Below are 20,404 nucleotides of genomic sequence, written 5' to 3'. Positions count from 1 at the left end.
TTAAAGGAGCACATATGTGCGAACATCACCATGCCGCGAAGCATATTTTGTGTTCGCAGTGTGACATGCTGGTGGCGTTACCGCGCCTTGAGCATGGTCAAAAAGCGGCATGTCCACGATGTGGCACTACGTTAACGGTTGAGTGGGACGCGCCGAGGCAGCGTCCTACTGCCTATGTTTTAGCAGCGCTGTTCATGCTGCTTTTATCAAACCTCTTCCCTTTTGTGAATATGAACGTCGCAGGGGTAAGCAGCGAAGTGACGTTGCTGGAAATCCCCAGCGTGCTCTTCTCTGAAGATTACGCCAGCCTCGGCACGTTTTTTTTATTATTCGTCCAGTTGGTTCCCGCGTTTTGTTTACTGACTATTCTGCTGCTGGTGAACCGTGCCGAAATGCCTGGCTGGCTAAAGGCCAGGCTTGCGCGCGTCCTGTTCCAGTTGAAAAGCTGGGGGATGGCGGAAATCTTCCTCGCCGGAGTGCTGGTCAGTTTCGTTAAGCTAATGGCTTATGGTGATATCGGCGTGGGCAGCAGTTTCATCCCATGGTGCTTCTTTTGTGTACTACAGCTACGGGCGTTCCAGTGCGTTGACCGCCGTTGGCTGTGGGATGATATTGCGCCAATGCCTGTCATTAACCAGGAATTAAAGCCAGGCGTGCCCGGCATCCGGCAGGGGTTGCGTTCTTGTTCCTGCTGCACCGCGATTCTTCCCGCTGACGAACGGGTGTGCCCGCGCTGCGAGACGAAAGGCTACGTGCGTCGCAAAAACAGTCTGCAATGGACGATGGCGTTATTGTTCACGTCAATCATGCTTTATCTTCCTGCCAACATCCTGCCGATCATGATTACCGATTTGCTCGGATCCAAATTGCCGTCAACGATTCTTGAAGGCGTGGTTTTGATTTGGAGTGAGGGCTCTTATCCGGTGGCGGCGGTTATCTTTATCGCCAGTATTATGGTGCCGACGTTGAAAATGATTGCCATTGCCTGGCTATGTTGGGATGCCAAGGGTCACGGCAAACGTGACAGTGAACGTATGCACTTGATTTATGAAGTGGTGGAATTTGTCGGTCGCTGGTCAATGATCGACGTTTTTGTGATTGCGGTACTCTCTGCGCTGGTGCGCATGGGAGGGTTAATGAACATTTATCCTGCAATGGGTGCTTTGATGTTTGCTTTAGTCGTCATTATGACAATGTTTTCTGCGATGACATTTGATCCGCGTCTGTCGTGGGACCGTGAACCAGAACCAGATCATGAGGAGTCCTGACAGCATGGAATCTAAAAGTGGGGAAGCCAAAGTGCAGAAGGTGAAAAACTGGTCGCCCGTGTGGATATTCCCGATCGTTACTGCGCTTATTGGCGCGTGGGTCCTGTTTTATCATTACAGCCATCAGGGGCCGGAAGTCACGCTGATTACCACCAATGCCGAAGGGATTGAAGGCGGCAAAACGACGATTAAAAGCCGCAGCGTGGATGTCGGCATCGTCGAGAGCGCGACTCTGACGGACGATTTGACCCATGTGGAGATTAAAGCTCGTCTTAACTCCGGAATGGAAAAGCTGCTGCATAAAGACTCTGTTTTTTGGGTGGTGAAGCCGCAGGTTGGTCGTGAAGGTATCAGCGGTCTGGGCACGCTATTGTCCGGGGCATATATTGAACTGCAGCCCGGCAATAAAGGTAATAAGCTGGAAAATTACCAACTACTGGACTCACCGCCGCTGGCACCGCCAGATGCGAAAGGGATCCGCGTGATACTGGACAGTAAAAAAGCCGGGCAGTTAAGCCCGGGCGATCCGGTATTGTTCCGTGGATATCGTGTGGGGTCGGTTGAGACCAGCACCTTCGATGCGCAAAAGCGTACTATCAGCTACCAGCTTTTCATTAATGCGCCCAACGATCGTCTGGTGACCAGCAATGTGCGTTTCTGGAAAGACAGTGGGATCGCCGTGGATCTTACCTCCGCAGGTATGCGTGTGGAAATGGGATCGCTCTCCACGCTGTTTGGCGGAGGCGTAAGTTTTGACGTGCCAGAAGGTTTAGAACAAGGTGAGCCGGTTGGGCAACAGTCCGCGTTTAATCTTTATGACGATCAAAAAAGTATTCAGGATTCCCTGTATACCGATCATATTGACTACCTGATGTTCTTTAAGGATTCGATTCGTGGCCTGCAGCCAGGCGCGCCACTGGAATTCCGCGGCATTCGTCTGGGGACGGTGAGTAAAGTACCTTTCTTCTCACCGAACATGCGTCAGGTATTTAACAATGATTACCGCATTCCGGTGTTGGTACGCATCGAGCCTGAGCGCCTGAAAGCACAGCTGGGCGAGGACACTGATGTTGGCGCTCATCTGGAGCAATTGCTCAAACGCGGATTACGCGCATCGCTGAAAACCGGGAATCTGGTGACCGGCGCGCTGTATGTCGATCTCGACTTCTACCCGAAAGAACCACCGATTAGTGGTGTACGAGAATTTAATGGTTATCAGATTATCCCGACGGTGAGTGGCGGTTTAGCGCAGATCCAGCAGCGCCTGATGGAAGCGCTGGATAAGATTAATAATCTGCCGTTGAACCCGATGATTGAGCAGGCGACCAATACGTTGTCAGAAAGCCAGCGTACGATGAAGCATCTGCAAACCACGCTGGATAATATGAATAAGATCACATCCAGCCAGTCAATGCAGGATCTTCCGGCGGATATGCAAAATACGTTGCGTGAACTTAATCGTAGCATGCAGGGCTTCCAGCCGGGCTCGGCAGCCTACAACAAGATGGTGGCGGATATGCAGCGTCTTGATCAGGTACTGCGCGAACTGCAACCGGTACTGAAAACGTTGAACGATAAGAGCAATGCGCTGGTATTTGAAGCGAAGGACAAAAAAGATCCAGAGCCGAAGAGGGCGAAACAATGAAAAAGTGGCTAGTGGTGATGATGGCGGTCTGGCTGACGTCATGCAGCTCCAGCGGAGAAAATAAAAGCTATTACCAGCTTCCTATCGCGCAAGGGGGCGTCCAAAGCTCCGCCAACCAGGGTAACCGGCTGCTGTGGGTTGAGCAGATTGCGGTGCCGGACTATCTGGCGGGTAATGGGGTGGTTTACCAGACCAGCGATGTGCAATATGTGATAGCGAATAATAATCTCTGGGCCAGTCCTTTAGATCAGCAATTGCGCAATACGCTGGTGACGAACCTCAGTATGCAATTACCTGGCTGGGTTGTCGCTTCGCAGCCGCTGGGAAGCACGCAGGACACGCTGAACGTCACTGTGACCGGCTTCCACGGTAGGTACGATGGGAAGGTTATTGTCAGCGGCGAATGGTTACTGAATCACCAGGGGCAGTTGATCAAGCGTCCGTTTCACATCGAAGCAGTGCAGACCAGGGACGGCTACGATGAGATGGTGAAGGTTCTCGCCAGCGCCTGGAGTCAGGAAGCGACGGCCATAGCTCAAGAGCTGAAACGCATCCCTTAAGCTTAAATAATTGTAAATTATGCCGCCCCTGGTTCATTGCCCGGGGCGGTTTTTTTTATTTTTTAGCCGTGGAGATAACTGTTCTGTCTGATTTTTTTTGTACAAATGATTTCGCGGGTAGCTCACAAATATGACACTGGCGTGAATTTTGCGCATTGACGAGCCTGATGTTTAGGGGTATTCGTTTAGTGTGATTGCACACTTAGTAATCACTGTTTTCTTTTCCACCAGAACTAAAGATGAGGGAAACGAGGCATGAAGAGACAAAAACGAGATCGCCTGGAACGGGCACATCAACGTGGATATCAGGCCGGCATTGCCGGACGCTCAAAAGAAATGTGTCCCTATCAGGCGCTGAATCAGAGATCATACTGGCTGGGAGGCTGGCGAGAAGCCATGGGGGATAGGGTTTTAATGGCCTGATTCTGTCTCTTTAGATAAAAGAAACCTCCGCAGAGCGGAGGTTTCGCCTTTTTGCAGACCGGATAAGGCGTTTACGCTGTCATCCGACAACGAAGCAACGCCTGATCTCTGCGATTAGAACGCGGAAGTGTCCTGGAAAAGACCCACTTTCAGATCGTTTGCGGTGTAGATCAGACGACCATCAACCAGCACTTCGCCATCAGCCAGGCCCATGATCAGGCGACGGTTAACGATGCGTTTGAAGTGAATGCGGTAAGTGACTTTCTTCGCAGTCGGCAGAACCTGACCGGTGAATTTCACTTCGCCTACGCCCAGCGCGCGGCCTTTACCTTCGCCGCCCAGCCACCCGAGATAGAATCCAACCAGCTGCCACATGGCATCCAGACCCAGGCAGCCTGGCATTACCGGATCGCCGATGAAGTGACATCCGAAGAACCACAGGTCCGGGTTAATATCCAGTTCAGCTTCAACATAACCTTTGTCAAAGTTGCCACCGGTTTCGGTCATCTTAATGACACGGTCCATCATCAGCATGCTTGGTGCAGGCAGTTGCGGGCCTTTTGCGCCAAACAGCTCACCGCGACCAGAGGCAAGAAGGTCTTCTTTTGTATAGGATTCGCGTTTATCTACCATGTTCTCTGTAAGCCTTATTTTATTGAAGCACGCAGGATAGCTAACACGTGTACGCTGAACAAGTCCGATCAGTTCGGAATAATCCAGTTCAGCCAACGTAGCGGCCATGGAAAACGGTGACGGCCTTCCTGTTGCGTTGCTGTCGCAATACGTTCCTGGATGGTTTGCATCAGCGTTGTCTGGCCTTCGCCATCCCACACCAGATTTAGTAATAGCGGCAATGCATCGGTTACGTCGTCCACCGCCCAGATAGTGAATTTTTCTTCTTCTATGGCCTGTAGCAGTGCCGGTTGCAGGCTCAGATGTCTGACATTAGCTGATGGAATGATAACGCCCTGAGTACCTGTCAGCTCACGCTGCTGGCAGATGGCGAAGAAACCTTCAATTTTCTCGTTAAGACCGCCGACAGGTTGCGCCCGACCAAATTGATCAACAGAACCCGTAATGGCGATGCTTTGATTCACAGGGACGTCGGCGAGAGCGCTAATCAATGCGCACAACTCCGCCATGGACGCGCTGTCACCATCAACTTCGCTGTATGATTGTTCAAAGGTCAGCGAGGCCGAGAAGGGAATTTGCTGCTCAAGCTGGAGTTCAGACATCAGGAACGCCTGCATAATCATCATCCCCTTGGCATGAATATTTCCTCCCAGCTCGGCTTTGCGCTCAATATCTGTGAATTCGCCATCGCCAATATGCACCACGCAACTGATACGTGATGGTTCTCCAAACGCGCGAGGATGACCCGGAAACTCAATGACCGACAGGGCGTTGATCTGACCAATTCGCTCGCCTTCCGTTTCGATAAGGATTTGCTCTTGCAGGATCTCATCCTGCATACGTTCGGCCAGGAATCCTTCCCGCCATTCGCGCTGCGCCAGCATCAGGCTGAACTGTTCCGCTGTGCAGGTTTCGCTCGCGCATAGCGGGGCCACTTCTTTGAACTGTCGGATGATCCACAAGGGGTTAAGCGGCAACGTATCCTGTTCGCCGGTATAGCGCACAGCTTCGCGGATTAGAACCTGCCAGGCATCAGGCGCGGGGTAGGGCAAATTGTTGCGCGTGGCGGTATGCGTTACCCACTGGCACCACTGGGTCATGGTTTCGGCATCGACTATCTGCAGGTTGTCTTCAAATTCGCTGTAGATGGCCTGCTCAGCCAGTTCTGGCTCCATGTCCTGAAAATCTGCCAGTGATTCACGCTCCCCGACTAAAATCACTTTCAGTTTAAGCGGCATAGGCGGAACGGAAACGGGCAATGGGCGAGACTCATCAAAAGCTACCCAGTCAAAGCGCTCGTGGCTGACAATGGCTTTCAGACGCATCCACAACAGCGGTTGGGCCAGCAGAGTGCGTAATGAGATAACCAACACCCCACCATTCGCCTGATGTACCAGACCTGGTTGCAGGGAAATATCGCCATTGAACTGACGCAGGCAGCCAAACAGTTGCTCGGCTTCAACCCAGTCAGCGTTGACCACCTGAGTTAGCGTCGCAAAATTGTCTTCTGCTTTTTCCGCTGTACGATAGCGGATAGTGTGACCAGAGATATCATAATGACCCCCAGTCAGGCGTCCTGCGTCCGTGTGCAGTGTATGTGCAGCAGTTGCAATAAGGTTAAGGTATTCAAGCTCTTCCGGTGCTTTTACCAGCATGAACGAGGACGTCGTCCAGTGCTGCAGAAGCTGCTCTAGCGCGAATTGTAAACGTGGCTGAGTATCACTAAGTAAGGTATCGGTGTCGTCAGTGACGTGCGGCTGTGCAAATACTTCCTGATAACTGTCGGTATCAGGAACCAGATCACGCCATGCAAGTTTCGTAATGGTCAAAGTTGATGTTTTTTAGTCTGTTGTTAAAAACGAGATTATACCGTAACCCTCATCACTACACACCTGGAAAGCACCGCGAAACGGAAGTGATGACGCGCGGCAGTTCACAGGCTGGATATTCTTTTCTTCAGTTGCTCAAAAAGCTGATATTCTGATAAGAGTTACACGGTAACATTGAGATCGCAATGAAATATCAACAACTTGAAAATCTTGAAAGCGGCTGGAAGTGGAAGTACCTGGTGAAGAAGCATCGTGAGGGGGAATTAATAACCCGTTACGTAGAGGCCAGCGCTGCCAAAGAAGCCGTTGATTTATTGCTAACCCTCGAAAATGAACCGGTTCGGGTCAATACCTGGATTGAAGAACACATGAACCCTGCGCTACTCAATCGTATGAAACAGACCATACGGGCGAGGCGCAAGCGGCATTTTAATGCTGAGCATCAGCATACACGAAAGAAATCTATCGATCTGGAATTCATGGTTTGGCAACGCTTAGCAGGCCTTGCCCAGCGGCGCAGTAAAACGCTTTCTGAAACCATTGTGCAACTGATTGAAGATGCGGAACATAAAGAGAAGTACGCGAATAAAATGTCAACCTTAAAACAGGATTTACAGGCACTGCTGGGAAAAGAGTAGTGGCAGGGTGCTTTAATGGGTGACGTAGTCGTGTGCTTTGATTAAAACACAGATGAAAAAAAACCCCGCGATGCGGGGTTTTTTTATAAGACGATAACTTAAGCCTGAGGCTGAGTTACAACGTCTTTGATACCTTTAACTTCGATCTCAACACGACGATCCGGAGCCAGGCAGTCGATCAGTGCAGCGCGAGCTTTCACGTTGTCACAGGTGTTGCCAGTAACCGGGTTAGATTCGCCCATGCCACGTGCAGAGATTTTGTCAGAAGGAATACCTTTAGAGATCAGGTAATCAACAACGGACTGAGCACGTTTCTCGGACAGACCCTGGTTGTAAGCGTCAGAACCGATGCGGTCAGTGAAGCCCAGAACCACTACGGAACCGTCTTTCGGATCCAGGTTGCTCAGCTGGCTGTACATCTGGTCCAGAGCCTGCTGGCCTTCTGGTTTCAGAGTTGCTTTGTTGAAGTTGAACAGAACGTCAGACTTCAGAGTGAAGTGCTTGGTCTGTACTTCTGGAGCCGGAGCCGGAGCAACAACTACTGGAGCTGCTTCTTCCTGCTGGCCGAAACGATAAGAAACACCAACGCTTAACAGACCGTTATCCGGACGACCGCCAACGGTGTTCGCGTCACCGATGTTGTTGGTCCACTGGTATTCCAGACGGGTAGCGATTTCAGGAGTAATTGCATACTCTACGCCACCAGCGAATACTGGGGATACACCAGTGTCGTGGTCTTTGAAGCCGGTGTTGTTTTTAGCGTCTGCACGCCAAACCATACCACCCAGACGGGTATAAACGTCCAGATCGTCAGTGATTGGGTAACCCAGTTTAGCGGTCAGCTGAACGCCCTGAGCTTTGAAAGCGCCGTTGTTGTGAGTCTGGTCAGTGTAGCCTTTGTACGGCATACGGCCTAACCAGTCATAACCCATTTCGAAACCAACGTACGGGTTAACCTGATAACCACCGAACGCACCAGCACCCAGTTGGCTTTCGTGGGTAGGGCCGGCGTTGTTGATCTGGTTGTTGCCAATATCATGGTACTGAGACCAGCCCAGTTTAGCACCAGCGTACCAGGTGTTATCTTTCGGAGCGGCCTGCGCCACGGTAGCGAAACCAGCCAGTGCCACTGCAATTGCGATAGCTGTCTTTTTCATTTTTTGCGCCTCGTTATCATCCAAAATTCGCCATGAATATCTCCGAAGAGAGATAACACGGTTAAATCCTTCACCCGGGGACCAGTTCAATAGTTACTCTACCGATATCTGCGGCTTACGCCGAGCACCCCTGGCGATGTAAAGTCTACAACGTAGTTGAAAACTTACAAGTGTGAAGTCCGTCAGGCATATGAAAAAAAAAGGCTTGTATACATAATATTTAACATTTATTGATGTCTAAATGCACTGGAGATTTCCTGAAAACCGCTTGAGACAGGCGTTCGCACGAAAAACGCGTTAAAGCTCAAAGGCAAATTGAAGCATGAAAAAAAATTCCAGGATAAATCCTAATTTTACTCAATGATACAAATTCGAGTGAATTTTTAGCCCGGAATGCTGTCTCCCCGCAAGTGACTGTGCGCGAACAGGACGCATGATAAATCCCATAGCATTTCCTTCTTCAGCCGCTTTAACCAGTTCAGCGTGTTCGTCTTCCGTTAACTCTTCTCCCAGCCAGCCGATAACGACGCTGTAATTACCTGTGCGCAGCGCACGGATCATCGATTCCAGCGTATTGCAGGGGGAGAGTTGGCGAATCTGCATCACTTTTGTCAATGGAAGCCCGGCTGACTGTACCCACTCCCGGCTTAATTTTTGCTGAGGCGTCAGCCACAACTGCCAGCGCGATTGCTGCCCTAATTGCTGCAGCAGGGGAAGCAGCAGTAGTTGCGTCATCATGGGCTGGTCCTCGCGATAGACCACTTCACTGATAAGCCCAGCGGTTGCGTTCTCTGATGAAACGCGCGCAATGTTGCTTGATGTGGAAGAGAACGACGAAGAACGATTTGCATAGCCTGAAGTGTACATAATCAATCCAGCCCTGTGAGTTACTGTATGGATATACAGTAACCCTGCTATCAACAAAGATCAACCTTATTTTCGGAAACAGGTTCGCAATTTTTAGTCGTAGTTACGGGAAAAATAAAATTCATCTTGCCCCGTGTGAATAAGTTGCCTATTTTCGTCATTAACGGATCTGTTATTGAAAATCATTTGCTTACGTTATGATTTAAAAGGATTTTTATGAAAGAACTTTCTTATGCAAAGATCTATAAATCACAAGAATATCTGGCGTCTCTGGGAACAATTCACTATCGCTCATTATTTGGCAGTTACAGTCTGACGGTTGGGGATACGGTCTTTGCTATGGTCGCCAACGGTGAGTTATATCTTCGGGCCTGCGAACAGAGCGTACAGTACTGTGTAAAAAATTCGCCTGTCTGGCTGACATTTATAAAGCGCGGGCGTCCGGTGGTACTCAACTACTATCAGGTGAATGATGCGCTGTGGCAAAACCAGCAGCAGTTGGTGTCGTTATCGCGGTACTCATTGGATGCTGCTGTTAAGGAAAAACAGAGTCGCTTTGCTCAACATCGTCTGCGGGAACTACCAAATATGACGTTTCATCTGGAGACCCTGCTAAATGAAGCAGGGATTAAAGATGAGGGAACATTGCGAACGTTGGGCGCCCAAATGTGCTGGCTGAAACTGCGGCAAAACAATCCAGCCCTGACGGTAAAAATACTTTATGCCCTTGAAGGTGCGGTCAGTGGCATGCATGAAGCTGCGCTCCCGGCGGTCCGTCGCCAGGAGCTGGTGGAGTGGGTCAGTTCTCTTACGCCGGAGCCGGGGTATTAGAAGGCAGCATGGCAATTTGCTGTTGTAATCGCCGGATTTCCGGTAGCAGGGCGATCAATAGCCCAACCTGCTGTATAACAAGCGGTTCTTTACTATCCGGACGTGGCTCAAGATGCTGAATTCGATGCTTCAGCCCCTCCAGCGCCTGGTAGACGCGCTGTTCGTCTGCGGGTTGATAGTGAAGCGCGTCATCAACGTAGCAGACGGCATCATCCAGTAATGCCAGAACTTCCGGGTTGGTTAACTGTTCGCGGTGTGCGCCAAGGGCGGAAATGTAACTGGTAAACGTATGATTGAGGCACAGCAAGCGAAATGCTGTTTCTCGCGTTTGGGCCGTGACATCCGGTTCACTCGACATGTTCGACACCACGGAGGCAAGCTCTGCATCACGATTGTGCGCGTCACGACGGGCGATACGGTATGCCATACGATTATCACGACCCTGATGATATTGTTCGAGAATAGCATCGAGGTAACGACAGTTTGCGTCAGTGGCCCGCTCAATGACACGCGGCAGGTTACGAAAACGCCAGTCAGGCCAGATGAAACTCACGGCAGCCCATGCGATGGCACACCCTATCAGCGTATCGATAACGCGCGGCAGCGCAACTTCGAAACCTTCACCGAGCAGATTAAAGCACAGCAGTACCAGCAGCGTGATAAACATCGTGGCGTGCGCATACTGGACGTTGCGAAAGGCAAAAAACAGTACGCCAGTGATCACCAAAAGTATCAACTGACCTTCCAGAGAGGGAACGAACCACAGGATAGGTAAACCAATGGCGATTCCTACCAATGTACCGATAATCCTTAGCGCCAGGCGATGTCGGGTGGCGTTGTAGTTTGGCTGACAGACAAACAGACTGGTCAGCAGGATCCAGTATCCGTGGTTCATCCCGGTAATCTGGATGATGGCATAGCCGACACAAAGCACCAGCGACATGCGTACTGCATGGCGAAACAGGGCTGACTCAGGCGTAAAATTACGGCTCAGACGTAACCAGATATCGCTGAACCCATGCGGACTGTCATCGGCAAGCTGATTTTCAGACTCATTACGCGAGAGTACCTGGGCCTGCTCTGACTCGATGGTGGCCAGTTGGGCGTCGATAGCTCGCAGGTTTGAGAGCAAAAATCCCAGCGTGTTGAGCAGGTCTGCAGGCGCACCGCTCGCACGCATACGCTCGAGGGCGGCATCTATATGCGTGAAGACGCGCTCAAAGTGCGGATCGTGCTGGTAAGGCGTGCGTAATAAAATACAGCGGGACAACTGGGTGCAGGCTTGCCCCTGCATCGACATCAAGCGCTGGAAGCGAAACATCACGTCGCTGTGACGGAAATGGTCGCGTAGCGTTTGATACTGAATATGGGAGGAGCTGGCGCGTTCGTGAATATCCTGCGCTACAAAATAGTAATGTAGCGTGCGACGCGTTCCGCGCTGACCGCGGTCGCCGCGCAGGCGAGTCAGTAACGATACCTTTGTCTGGTTTAGCGTCGCCATCAATTGCCCATTAGCGAGGGCCAAATCATACAACGGCGCCTGGCTTTCATCTTCAATGTCGGGATCAAAAAGGCGTGATTTCAGTTCCAGGTAGTGCGCTAACTGTTCGTAGCTACGCGCCAGGTTGTCCTGCAGTGGGCGGATGGGGAACAGAAGATGCCCGGTCAGCGTCAGAAGGTTGTACCAGATAGCGCCAGCGAGCAACAGGATCGGCTGCTGATACCACTGATCGTAAAGCGACGTTCCCAGCATGGTATAAATGGCAATCAACAACGCACCAAAGGCGATGGTTGCATAGCGCTGGCCTAAGCCCCCCAGCAGAATGAAGCCGCTGGTGGAAAGCGTTAACCCAATGGCAAACAGCCATGGCCATGGGAAGAGCAGTTCTACGGAGGCCGAGGCAATAAAAAAGCAGATCAATGTAATGATCAAATTGCGCAGTCGGCCAGCGAGGCGATCGTCCAGATCGGTCAGCGCGGCAGCGACCATACCCAGCGTGAGCGGGATGGTCAGCTTAACATCGCCCAGCCACCAGGGTAGCGCTGTTGTGCCACAAAGCGCGATAAAAATTCTTACGTAGTACAGCCAGGTGCTGTTCCAGGTATAGCGTTTAAGCAGCGGACTTAACATAAAGGCCATCAGTCCTGATTATTCAAAGCGACGGCGCGCATTGGCTTCACGCGCTGCGCGGGCAACTTCGACTGAAACCACCCGACGCCCCACCGGCCAGAGCGCAATAGCGGCAATTTTAAAGTTCGCAATACCCACCGGAATACCAATAATCGAAATGCACTGGGCAATGCCGGAGACAATGTGCATCAGGCACAGCCACCAACCGAAGAAAATCAGCCAGAAAATATTGAGCAATGTGCCACCGGTATTAAGAAGCACATTTTTCCCTGCCGGATTAAGTTCATCGACATGAATCGCTTCGTTGCCATAGGGAAATAGCGAGAGTCGGGTTATTTCCCAGCATGACCGGGTCAAGGGTAAAGTAAAAATAAGCACAATACTGACCAGCGTAGCCAATAACCAGGCTAAGGTGGTGGCGAACCCACCTAGCACAAAATTTAAAATATTCAGAACAGTACGCATAAACCCTCGATTAACTCTGGTTTTCTGTGAATTCGGCAATTGTAACGTTTTTTTGGGCTGGAGCACGTTTTCTCTGGCGGTTACACTGATATGCAAACCTCTTCGTGTGGATCCGCTTGAGTCTTATGGAACTGAAAGCAACTTCTCTTGGAAAACGTCTGGCGCAACACCCTTACGATCGGGCCGTTATTCTCAATGCCGGGATTAAAGTTTCCGGCGATCGTCACGAGTATCTTATTCCCTTCAACCAGTTATTGGCTATTCATTGCAAACGCGGCCTGGTGTGGGGAGAGCTGGAGTTTGTGCTTCCGGATGATAAGGTGGTACGGCTTCACGGCACAGAATGGGCGGAAACCCAACGCTTCCATCACCATTTAAATACGCTCTGGCAGCAGTGGAGCCAGGAAATGAGTGAGGTGGCTGCTGGAGTGTTACAGCAACAATTGGATGCGATTGCGGCCCGGACAAGTGAAAATAAATGGCTGACACGTAGCCAAACCTCAGGATTGCAACAGCAGATCCTCCGTGCCTTTGCGGCGTTGCCGCTACCGGTGAAGCGGCTGGAAGAATTTGAAAATTGTCGTGAAGCGTTACGCCAATGCCAGGCATGGTTGCAGGATATTGAGGCCTGTCGTTTACAGCACAATCAGGCCTATACCGATGCGATGCTGGCAGAGCATGCCGAGTTTTTCCAGCACATTGAATCTTCGCCGCTGAACCCTGCCCAGGCGCGCGCGGTGGTAAATGGTGAGCAAGCCTTACTGGTACTTGCCGGGGCGGGAAGCGGCAAAACATCGGTTCTGGTTGCCCGTGCGGGCTGGCTGTTGGCGCGAGGCGAGGCGGTGGCAGAACAAATTCTGTTGCTGGCGTTCGGTCGTAAAGCGGCTCAGGAGATGGATGACCGCATCCGTGAACGTCTGCATACGGATGAGGTCACCGCGCGGACGTTTCATTCACTGGCGCTGCATATCATTTCGCAGGGCAGCAAAAAAGTCCCGACAGTTAGCAAGCTGGAAAATGACGCCGTTGCGCGCAGCAAACTCTTCATTACTACCTGGCGTCAGCAGTGCAGCGAGAAAAAAGCGCAGGCCAAAGGTTGGCGACAATGGTTAGAAGAAGAGATGCAGTGGCCTGTACCCGAAGGTAACTTCTGGGACGACGAAAAGTTACAGCGGCGTTTGGCCTCCCGGCTCGATCGCTGGGTTAGCCTGATGCGTATGCATGGCGGAGCGCAGGCGGAGATGATTGCCAATGCTCCGCAGGAGATCCGCGACCTGTTCAGTAAACGTATAAAGCTCATGGCGCCCCTGCTCAAAGCCTGGAAGAGCGCCCTGAAGGACGAGAATGCCGTCGATTTTTCCGGGTTAATCCATCAGGCCATTGTTATTCTGGAAAAAGGGCGGTTTATCAGTCCCTGGAAGCATATTCTGGTCGATGAATTTCAGGATATTTCTCCTCAGCGTGCCGCCTTGTTGGCCGCGCTACGCAAGCAAAACTCGCAGACTACGCTGTTTGCCGTAGGCGATGACTGGCAGGCCATTTACCGGTTTAGCGGGGCGCAACTTTCGCTGACCACAGCATTCCAGCAAAACTTTGGCGAGGGCGATCGCTGTAATCTGGATACGACTTACCGTTTCAATAGCCGTATTGGTGAAGTCGCAAATCGGTTTATTCAACAGAATCCCCATCAGCTTACGAAACCGCTCAACAGCCTGATGACAGGGGATAAAAAAGCCGTCACCTTGCTTGATGAAAACCAGTTGGATCTGTTGCTGGATAAACTGTCGGGTTTTGTGAATACAGAAGAGAGAATTTTGGTCCTGGCGAGATACCATCATCTGAAACCGGTCAGTCTGGAGAAAGCGGCTACCCGCTGGCCTAAGTTACCGCTGGATTTTATGACTATCCATGCCAGTAAAGGACAGCAAGCGGACTACGTTATTGTCGTCGGTCTTCATGAGGGTAATGATGGCTTTCCTGCGCCAGCCCGCGAGTCGATTATGGAAGAGGCGCTGCTCCCGGCGGTTGAAGATTTTCCGGATGCCGAAGAGCGAAGGTTGCTGTATGTGGCACTAACGCGCGCACGTCACCGGGTGTGGTTGCTGTTCAATAAAGAAACACCATCGTGTTTTGTTGATGAGCTTAAGCGACTGGATGTCCCGGTGACGAGGAAACCCTGAAACGCAGGCGGTAGTTGCCGCCTGCCTGGGCATTATTTGAGGCGTTCTGCCAGATAACGGGCGTAATCCGGGATCAGTATGTCCGTCTCATCGTTGAAGTTTGGCGACTGGATAATAAAATCTGCCGTCGACACGTTGGTGGCGACCGGAATGTTCCAGACTGTGGCAAGGCGCAGCAGGGCTTTGACATCAGGATCGTGGGGAACGGCGTTGAGCGGATCCCAGAAGAAGATCAGCACATCTATTTTCCCTTCTGAAATCAGCGCGCCCACCTGCTGGTCCCCCCCCATTGGACCGCTCAGCATTGCGTTGACGTCCATTCCTGTCGCGCGTTGAATTAAGTTTCCTGTTGTTCCCGTGGCATACAGAACGTGTTTTTCCAGTAACGGCTGGTGGCGCTCCACCCAGCTCATCAACATATTTTTACAGTGATCGTGTGCCACCAGCGCAATATGCTTACGCGCTGGCAATGTGCGAGTCGTTAATTCCATAGTACAGCTCCCAAGTTAACCTTGTTACAGAGTACTGGAAGCACTTGACGCTGCAAGAGAAAGACAAAAAAAATGCGTCTGTGAACATAAATGTCATGAAGAAGGCTGTTTCTGGGCCCATTGCAGAAAGTTACTTCGCGTTTGGGCGTCGGCCTGCTCAAACCAAAATTTTAATCGTTGCTCAGTCAGCGTTTGCGACTGAGGCGGCACCCGATCCAGTTCAGACACCCCAGAAAGCAGCGAGCTGTCGTCGGCCATCATGGTGGCGAATTGTGGCAATGACGCATGTTTAGCCGCTTTGTTATAGCGCTCAGTTTCCATTTCATAATCCACGATTTTCGCCGTGGAGGTGATTGACAGAATATCCAGCTTAACGGGGATGGGCATGGCGTCCCCATCCAGCAGTTCCACACGCGGTGCATCATCGAAATGTGATGCGTCCCGCTCATTGTTCAGACGCGGAAGGTGAAAATTAACCTGGCTGACGAGCTGGGTATCAAAGCTGATAACCAGCGGAGGGGAAATATACAGACGTTCTTCGTGGCTGGACAGGCGAAGGGTTTTTTCTACGCGAAATACGAGCTGGTGCCGACCATTTTCCAGCTCAATACTGTCGGCGCCACGCAGTAATGAGCTGGAGACTTTTTTTCCATCCAGCACCAGAAGATCAATTTCACTCGACAGACGCAAAGAGGTGGCAAAAACAGTTACCGGCAAACACAGAGCAATCAAGGCTGTCATAATGCCGGCTTTCATAGGTTTCTCCTGTCCAGAAAATATCTGCATCAGATGTATCTAATTTTTTCACTGGTCACGTTTACTAACATATAGACATATTTTTGAGTTTAGCTCTCATGCGCCAGTATGGGATGAATGGTTGCAAGGCCAGGTTTGTCGTACACTTTGTTAAACAGCCTGGAGGAAGACGATGAAAGAGACCGATATTGCTGGCATTTTGACATCTACCCGTACGATTGCACTGGTTGGTGCAAGCGATAAACCCGATCGTCCAAGCTATCGGGTAATGAAGTATTTACTCGATCAGGGCTATCACGTTATCCCCGTTTCGCCAAAAGTTGCCGGGAAAACGCTGTTGGGGCAGCAGGGGTACGCGACGCTGGCGGATGTGCCGGAGAAAGTGGATATGGTGGATGTCTTCCGCAATTCAGAAGCGGCGTGGGGCGTTGCTCAGGAGGCTATCGCCATCGGTGCGAAGACCTTATGGATGCAGCTTGGCGTAATTAACGAGCAGGCAGCCGTACTGGCACGTGACGCGGGGCTGGCGGTGGTCATGGATCGCTGTCCGGCGATTGAGATCCCGCGGCTGGGACTGGCGAAGTAAGGTTGTGTTGTTGCCTTAAGGCACGTTGCTCATCCGGCCCGCGTTGCTGGCCGGATGAGCAGCATAAACCCGATAAGCGAATTGCCATCGGGCTTGTGTTCGCATCAATTACGCAGACGCGGAGCCTGAAGCTGTTTACGGATTGTTCGCGCCAGTTCATCCATCGACGGTTGCTCCGGATGTTCTTCCTGTAGCTCGCCACTCAGCTGTGCTTCGGCCAGATACGTATGCACCGGCAGACCATTATCGTCTTCCATCACCACGTGATACCAGGGAGCGGCGCGAAGTTCGTCGTTAACCGCCAGCTCATCGGCTGACGGTTCATCAAGCGAATATTCCGGGTCGATATCCACGACCACTCCGAGGTAACCTAACAGGGAATGGCGGACCTGCTGGCCGATACCGAATTTGCTGGCAATCATAGTCACCTCCCGGGAAATAGATACCCTCTATGTAAGGGTAATATTCCACTTTTCAAGTTACATGATGCGACAGGCAAACCCTTTCAGATACAGCCCTTCCGGGTAGGTAGCGATCACCGGGTGATCGGCGGCCTGACGGAACTGCTCTATAAATTGTACATCACGACCAGCATCTATTGCGGCATCAGCGATGATTTTCTGAAATAAATCGGTGGTCATCAGTCCGGAGCAGGAGAATGTCAGCAATACGCCGCCGGGGTTGAGCAACTGAATAGCCAGCATATTGATGTCCTTATAGCCGCGGCAGGCGCCCATTAACTGGCTTTTGTTTTCGACGAACTTCGGCGGATCCATCACAATGACATCAAATTTCTCACCGCGATCGCGGTAAGCGCGCAGCAGTTTGAATACGTCATCACGCACAAATTCGGCTTTGCTCAGATCCAGCTTGTTCAGTTCCACGTTCTGGCGGGCAATATCAAGCGCTTCCTGAGAGGTATCGACGCTGACCACCTGACGGCATCCGCCCATTAATGCCGAGACCGCAAAGCCGCCGGTATAAGAGAAACAGTTCAGAACCCGTTGATTTTCTACATAACGGCGCGTGGCCAGACGGCTGTCGCGTTGATCAAGGTAATAACCGGTTTTGTGACCGTGCTGAATATCAACCAGCAGCTTCATCCCGTGCTCTTCGATAGGCAGCAGGGCTGGCGGCAATTCGCCCGTTACTGGCCCTTGGGTCAGCTCCATACCTTCTTTTTTACGCACGGCCACGTCGCTACGGTCATAAATAGCGCAGTCCGGGAACACAACTTGCAGAGCGCTAATCAGTGCGGCGCGTTGATATTCAGCGCCGGCGCTGAGCAGTTGCAATACCAGAAATTTGCCAAAGCGGTCAATGGTGATGCCCGGCAGACCATCGGATTCTCCTGCGATCAAACGATAGCTGTTCAACCCGTCTTTTTTTGCCAGCCAGTCGCGCCATGTTTGCGCCTGTTGCAGACGACGGGTGAAGAAATCAATATCGATGGATTCAGACTTGTCGAATGTCCAGACGCGGGCACGGATCTGCGACGCAGGTGAGTACGCGCCGCGTGCTAACCATTTACCCTGATGGTCAACAATATCGATGGTTTCACCGAGGTTGGCTTTACCTTCCATACGTGCGACAGCACCGGAAAATACCCACGGATGGCGGCGAAGTAATGATTTATCGCGCCCTTTGGCTAACACTAAACGAGGATAATGTGGAATTGTAGATTCAGTCATGCGGAGCAACCTCTCACAAACAGTGACGCGGGCTGGAGTAAAGTACCAACCTGAAACCATTAAAATAAAATGGCGCGTAGAGTAGCACAGATGATGAGGTCAATCATCAGCGTATGGCGCTGGGCGTTTCGGCACAAAACGCTATCACAGAGGCACAGTTTCTTTTATACCCACCGTTTACATTGCTATTTCTTAATCAGAAAAAGGAAATGTAATGAAAGCTGTCTACTCTCTGGCTACCGCCGCTATTGTCGCGTTGAGTTTTGATGCCTCTGCCGCCTCGACATTTCGCCTCACCAGCGCCGATATACCCGCTAACCTGCAATTAACGCAAAAACAAGTGTTTAAGGGGTTTGGCTGCAGTGGCGACAATATTTCCCCGCAGCTGAGCTGGCAAAATCCGCCAACTGATGCCAAAAGTTTTGCCATTACGCTGTTTGATCCTGATGCGCCAACGGGAAGCGGCTGGTGGCACTGGACCATCGTAAATATTCCGGCTCAGGTCCATACGCTTCCTGGCGGAGCCAGCATGGATAAGTTACCCGCTGGAGCAGTTCAGGGACGCAATGATTTCGGTTATGCTGGATTCGGCGGCGCCTGTCCACCACCGGGCGATAAACCTCATCGCTATCAGTTTACCGTGTGGGCGTTAAATACCGACGCGTTGCCAATTGACAGTAACGCCAGCGGTGCGCTGGTCGGTTTTATGCTGAATAGCCACGTGATTGCCAAAGCGGAATTAACCGCCACTGACGCAAGAAAATAAAGAGGATACACTGGTGCAGGATGTCCATTTTCGCCATAACAACCTTACCACCGCTGAGGTGCGTTCCGGCCATCTGCACCGCCTGCACCAGGTTAAACTGTTTTCTGCTGCTATTTGCCATATTACGCAGGGAAGTAAGGTCATTATTCAGGATGACAATCGTCTGGTTGCAGGGCCGGGTGAGCTGATTATCATCCCGGCGAATACGCCTCTGGAGATTATTAATCAGCCGGAGCAGGGAGCATTTCGTTCGGATTTGCTGTTGCTGTCGGCGAGCATCATTAGCACGTTTAAAAATAACTGGGTCAAGGATTTCCCTCCGGCAAAATTGACGTCGCTATGCACGCCCATGAGTAACGGACTGGCATTTATGTGGGAAAGCCTGCTGGATGCTGTACGCCAGGACTTACCTGCAAAATTGCAGGAGCATCAGGCGATGGGATTATTGCTGGCGCTACTGCATGATGGTGTGGCGGGGCCTCTGCTTATCGAGCGACGGTTTAATCTGACTGAACAGGTGCGACAACTTATTATGTTATCCCCTGCTAAGCTATGGACAGCTCAGGAGATTGCCGGTCACTTGTCCATCGGTACTTCAACATTACGCCGACGATTACAGATGGAATCGCAGAGTTACCGGCAGATAGTCGAAGAGGTGCGCATGTCCTGTGCGCTCTCTCAACTACAATCGACCACGCTGCCGATTGGCGAAATTGCGTTACGCTGTGGCTATCTGTCAGGCTCACGATTTACCGCAAGATTCCGCCAGCATTACGGATGCCTGCCGAAACAGGTGCGCTGAGGCCTTGTAACTGTTCCTTCATTTATGTTGATTAGGAGAACCGCAATGTCGAAAGTCTGCATAATCGCCTGGGTCTATGGTCGGGTTCAGGGGGTAGGATTTCGCTACACCACGCAGCATGAAGCGCAACGACTGGGATTGACCGGATACGCTAAAAATATGGATGATGGCAGCGTAGAGGTTGTCGCCTGCGGCGAAAGCGATCGGGTGGAACAGCTAATGAAGTGGTTAAAAGCCGGAGGCCCGAGCAGCGCCAGGGTAGAACGGGTTCTCAGTGAACCACACCGCCCTGGCGACGAGCTAAAGGGATTTAGTATCCGCTATTAAATACATTTGACCGGTTTCGGCAGGCCGGCAATTTTAGTCGCCTGCTTGGCCGGACCTTTTGGGAACAGACGGTAAAGATAACGGCTGTTGCCTTTCTCTTCGCCAAACTTGTTGGCCATCGCTTTTACCAGCATGCGGATAGCGGGGGAAGTATTAAACTCCAGATAAAACTCGCGTACGAAACGCACCACTTCCCAGTGTTCAGGGGAGAGGTCGATACCTTCGTTTTCGGCGATTTTCTCCGCCAGCGGCTCGCTCCACAGCGTGGTATCTTTCAGATAGCCTTCGCTATCGGTCTCAATTTCCTGGCCTGCAAAAATGAACATAGTGCTCTGTCGATAAAGTAAAAACCGCCCCT

General features: G+C 51.4%; 22 protein-coding genes. 11 read left to right on the top strand and 11 right to left on the bottom strand.

Annotation, left to right across the window (positions count from 1 at the left end; all coding sequences use genetic code 11):
* The first annotated feature begins 14 nt into the window (after positions 1–14).
* From pqiA to rmf, 4 genes are all read left to right on the top strand, one after another.
* Positions 15–1,268, top strand: coding sequence for a membrane integrity-associated transporter subunit PqiA (gene pqiA / locus ICA20_RS15710; protein WP_038639412.1), 1,254 nt, complete (start codon positions 15–17; stop codon positions 1,266–1,268).
* Positions 1,269–1,272: 4 nt separating this feature from the next.
* Positions 1,273–2,913: an intermembrane transport protein PqiB gene (gene pqiB, locus ICA20_RS15705; protein ID WP_038639416.1), complete on the top strand. Its 1,641-nt coding sequence runs from the start codon at positions 1,273–1,275 to the stop codon at positions 2,911–2,913.
* Positions 2,910–3,473 carry a membrane integrity-associated transporter subunit PqiC gene (pqiC, locus tag ICA20_RS15700; protein ID WP_038639420.1) on the top strand — a complete coding sequence of 188 codons (564 nt, stop codon included), beginning with the start codon at positions 2,910–2,912 and terminating at the stop codon, positions 3,471–3,473. The genes pqiB and pqiC overlap by 4 nt, the downstream gene beginning before the upstream one ends.
* A gap of 255 nt (positions 3,474–3,728) precedes the next feature.
* Positions 3,729–3,896: a ribosome modulation factor gene (rmf, locus tag ICA20_RS15695; protein ID WP_071888121.1), complete on the top strand. Its 168-nt coding sequence runs from the start codon at positions 3,729–3,731 to the stop codon at positions 3,894–3,896.
* 114 nt (positions 3,897–4,010) lie between these two features.
* On the opposite strand, the gene fabA is transcribed toward rmf, so the two are convergent.
* Entirely contained in the window at positions 4,011–4,529 is a 519-nt protein-coding gene (gene fabA, locus ICA20_RS15690) for a bifunctional 3-hydroxydecanoyl-ACP dehydratase/trans-2-decenoyl-ACP isomerase (RefSeq protein ID WP_003035875.1), read from the bottom strand.
* 68 nt (positions 4,530–4,597) lie between these two features.
* Positions 4,598–6,358, bottom strand: a complete 1,761-nt coding sequence (locus ICA20_RS15685; RefSeq protein WP_038639423.1) for a Lon protease family protein — start codon at positions 6,356–6,358, stop codon at positions 4,598–4,600.
* 185 nt (positions 6,359–6,543) lie between these two features.
* Here ICA20_RS15685 and matP point away from each other — a divergent pair, with 185 nt between their 5' ends.
* Complete coding sequence (gene matP, locus ICA20_RS15680) at positions 6,544–6,996, top strand: macrodomain Ter protein MatP (protein WP_038639426.1); 453 nt, start codon at positions 6,544–6,546, stop codon at positions 6,994–6,996.
* A 98-nt stretch (positions 6,997–7,094) separates the two neighbouring features.
* Here the strand turns inward: matP and ompA are convergent, their stop codons facing one another.
* Together ompA and sulA are read right to left on the bottom strand one after the other, a co-directional pair.
* Positions 7,095–8,153, bottom strand: coding sequence for a porin OmpA (gene ompA / locus ICA20_RS15675; protein WP_038639429.1), 1,059 nt, complete (start codon positions 8,151–8,153; stop codon positions 7,095–7,097).
* Between the two features lie 357 nt (positions 8,154–8,510).
* Positions 8,511–9,020: an SOS-induced cell division inhibitor SulA gene (gene sulA, locus ICA20_RS15670; protein ID WP_038639432.1), complete on the bottom strand. Its 510-nt coding sequence runs from the start codon at positions 9,018–9,020 to the stop codon at positions 8,511–8,513.
* Positions 9,021–9,236: 216 nt separating this feature from the next.
* Between sulA and ICA20_RS15665 the strand changes: the two genes are divergently transcribed.
* On the top strand, positions 9,237–9,851 hold the full coding sequence (locus tag ICA20_RS15665; RefSeq protein WP_038639434.1) for a TfoX/Sxy family DNA transformation protein: 615 nt from the start codon (positions 9,237–9,239) through the stop codon (positions 9,849–9,851).
* Here the strand turns inward: ICA20_RS15665 and yccS are convergent.
* Entirely contained in the window at positions 9,829–11,982 is a 2,154-nt protein-coding gene (gene yccS / locus ICA20_RS15660; protein WP_038643097.1) for a YccS family putative transporter, read from the bottom strand. The genes ICA20_RS15665 and yccS overlap by 23 nt on opposite strands.
* A gap of 18 nt (positions 11,983–12,000) precedes the next feature.
* Positions 12,001–12,447, bottom strand: coding sequence for a YccF domain-containing protein (locus ICA20_RS15655; protein WP_038639436.1), 447 nt, complete (start codon positions 12,445–12,447; stop codon positions 12,001–12,003).
* A 125-nt stretch (positions 12,448–12,572) separates the two neighbouring features.
* Between ICA20_RS15655 and helD the strand changes: the two genes are divergently transcribed.
* Positions 12,573–14,627 (top strand): DNA helicase IV, encoded by a 2,055-nt coding sequence (gene helD, locus ICA20_RS15650; RefSeq protein WP_038639439.1) that lies wholly within the window; start codon positions 12,573–12,575, stop codon positions 14,625–14,627.
* A gap of 32 nt (positions 14,628–14,659) precedes the next feature.
* Here helD and mgsA read toward each other — a convergent pair whose 3' ends face one another.
* The gene (gene mgsA, locus ICA20_RS15645; protein ID WP_038639442.1) at positions 14,660–15,118 is read right to left on the bottom strand and encodes a methylglyoxal synthase; all 459 of its coding nucleotides are present in this window, start codon (positions 15,116–15,118) and stop codon (positions 14,660–14,662) included.
* A gap of 93 nt (positions 15,119–15,211) precedes the next feature.
* Positions 15,212–15,874, bottom strand: coding sequence for a DUF2057 family protein (locus ICA20_RS15640; protein WP_038639445.1), 663 nt, complete (start codon positions 15,872–15,874; stop codon positions 15,212–15,214).
* A 172-nt stretch (positions 15,875–16,046) separates the two neighbouring features.
* Here ICA20_RS15640 and ICA20_RS15635 point away from each other — a divergent pair, with 172 nt between their 5' ends.
* Positions 16,047–16,460, top strand: a complete 414-nt coding sequence (locus tag ICA20_RS15635) for a CoA-binding protein (RefSeq protein ID WP_006685217.1) — start codon at positions 16,047–16,049, stop codon at positions 16,458–16,460.
* A 104-nt stretch (positions 16,461–16,564) separates the two neighbouring features.
* Here the strand turns inward: ICA20_RS15635 and hspQ are convergent, their stop codons facing one another.
* Positions 16,565–16,882: a heat shock protein HspQ gene (hspQ, locus tag ICA20_RS15630; RefSeq protein WP_038639447.1), complete on the bottom strand. Its 318-nt coding sequence runs from the start codon at positions 16,880–16,882 to the stop codon at positions 16,565–16,567.
* Between the two features lie 57 nt (positions 16,883–16,939).
* Positions 16,940–18,151, bottom strand: coding sequence for a 23S rRNA (cytosine(1962)-C(5))-methyltransferase RlmI (gene rlmI / locus ICA20_RS15625; RefSeq protein WP_038639450.1), 1,212 nt, complete (start codon positions 18,149–18,151; stop codon positions 16,940–16,942).
* A 214-nt stretch (positions 18,152–18,365) separates the two neighbouring features.
* Here rlmI and ICA20_RS15620 point away from each other — a divergent pair, with 214 nt between their 5' ends.
* The 3 genes from ICA20_RS15620 to yccX are packed head-to-tail and all read left to right on the top strand — an operon-like array spanning position 18,366 to position 20,046.
* On the top strand, positions 18,366–18,917 hold the full coding sequence (locus ICA20_RS15620; protein ID WP_038639453.1) for a YbhB/YbcL family Raf kinase inhibitor-like protein: 552 nt from the start codon (positions 18,366–18,368) through the stop codon (positions 18,915–18,917).
* Positions 18,918–18,930: 13 nt separating this feature from the next.
* Positions 18,931–19,719 carry an AraC family transcriptional regulator gene (locus ICA20_RS15615; protein WP_038639456.1) on the top strand — a complete coding sequence of 263 codons (789 nt, stop codon included), beginning with the start codon at positions 18,931–18,933 and terminating at the stop codon, positions 19,717–19,719.
* A gap of 45 nt (positions 19,720–19,764) precedes the next feature.
* Positions 19,765–20,046, top strand: a complete 282-nt coding sequence (gene yccX / locus ICA20_RS15610; RefSeq protein WP_038643100.1) for an acylphosphatase — start codon at positions 19,765–19,767, stop codon at positions 20,044–20,046.
* Here the strand turns inward: yccX and tusE are convergent.
* On the bottom strand, positions 20,043–20,372 hold the full coding sequence (tusE, locus tag ICA20_RS15605; RefSeq protein WP_038639458.1) for a sulfurtransferase TusE: 330 nt from the start codon (positions 20,370–20,372) through the stop codon (positions 20,043–20,045). The two genes, yccX and tusE, sit on opposite strands and share 4 nt — an antisense overlap.
* Positions 20,373–20,404: the final 32 nt, after the last annotated feature.

Origin of the sequence: Citrobacter sp. C5_2 (assembly GCF_014596845.2) — a bacterium.
Classification (GTDB): Bacteria; Pseudomonadota; Gammaproteobacteria; order Enterobacterales; family Enterobacteriaceae; genus Citrobacter; species Citrobacter werkmanii.
The sequence above is the reverse complement of the archived record's forward strand: the minus strand, read 5'-3'. Positions and strand labels throughout refer to the sequence as shown.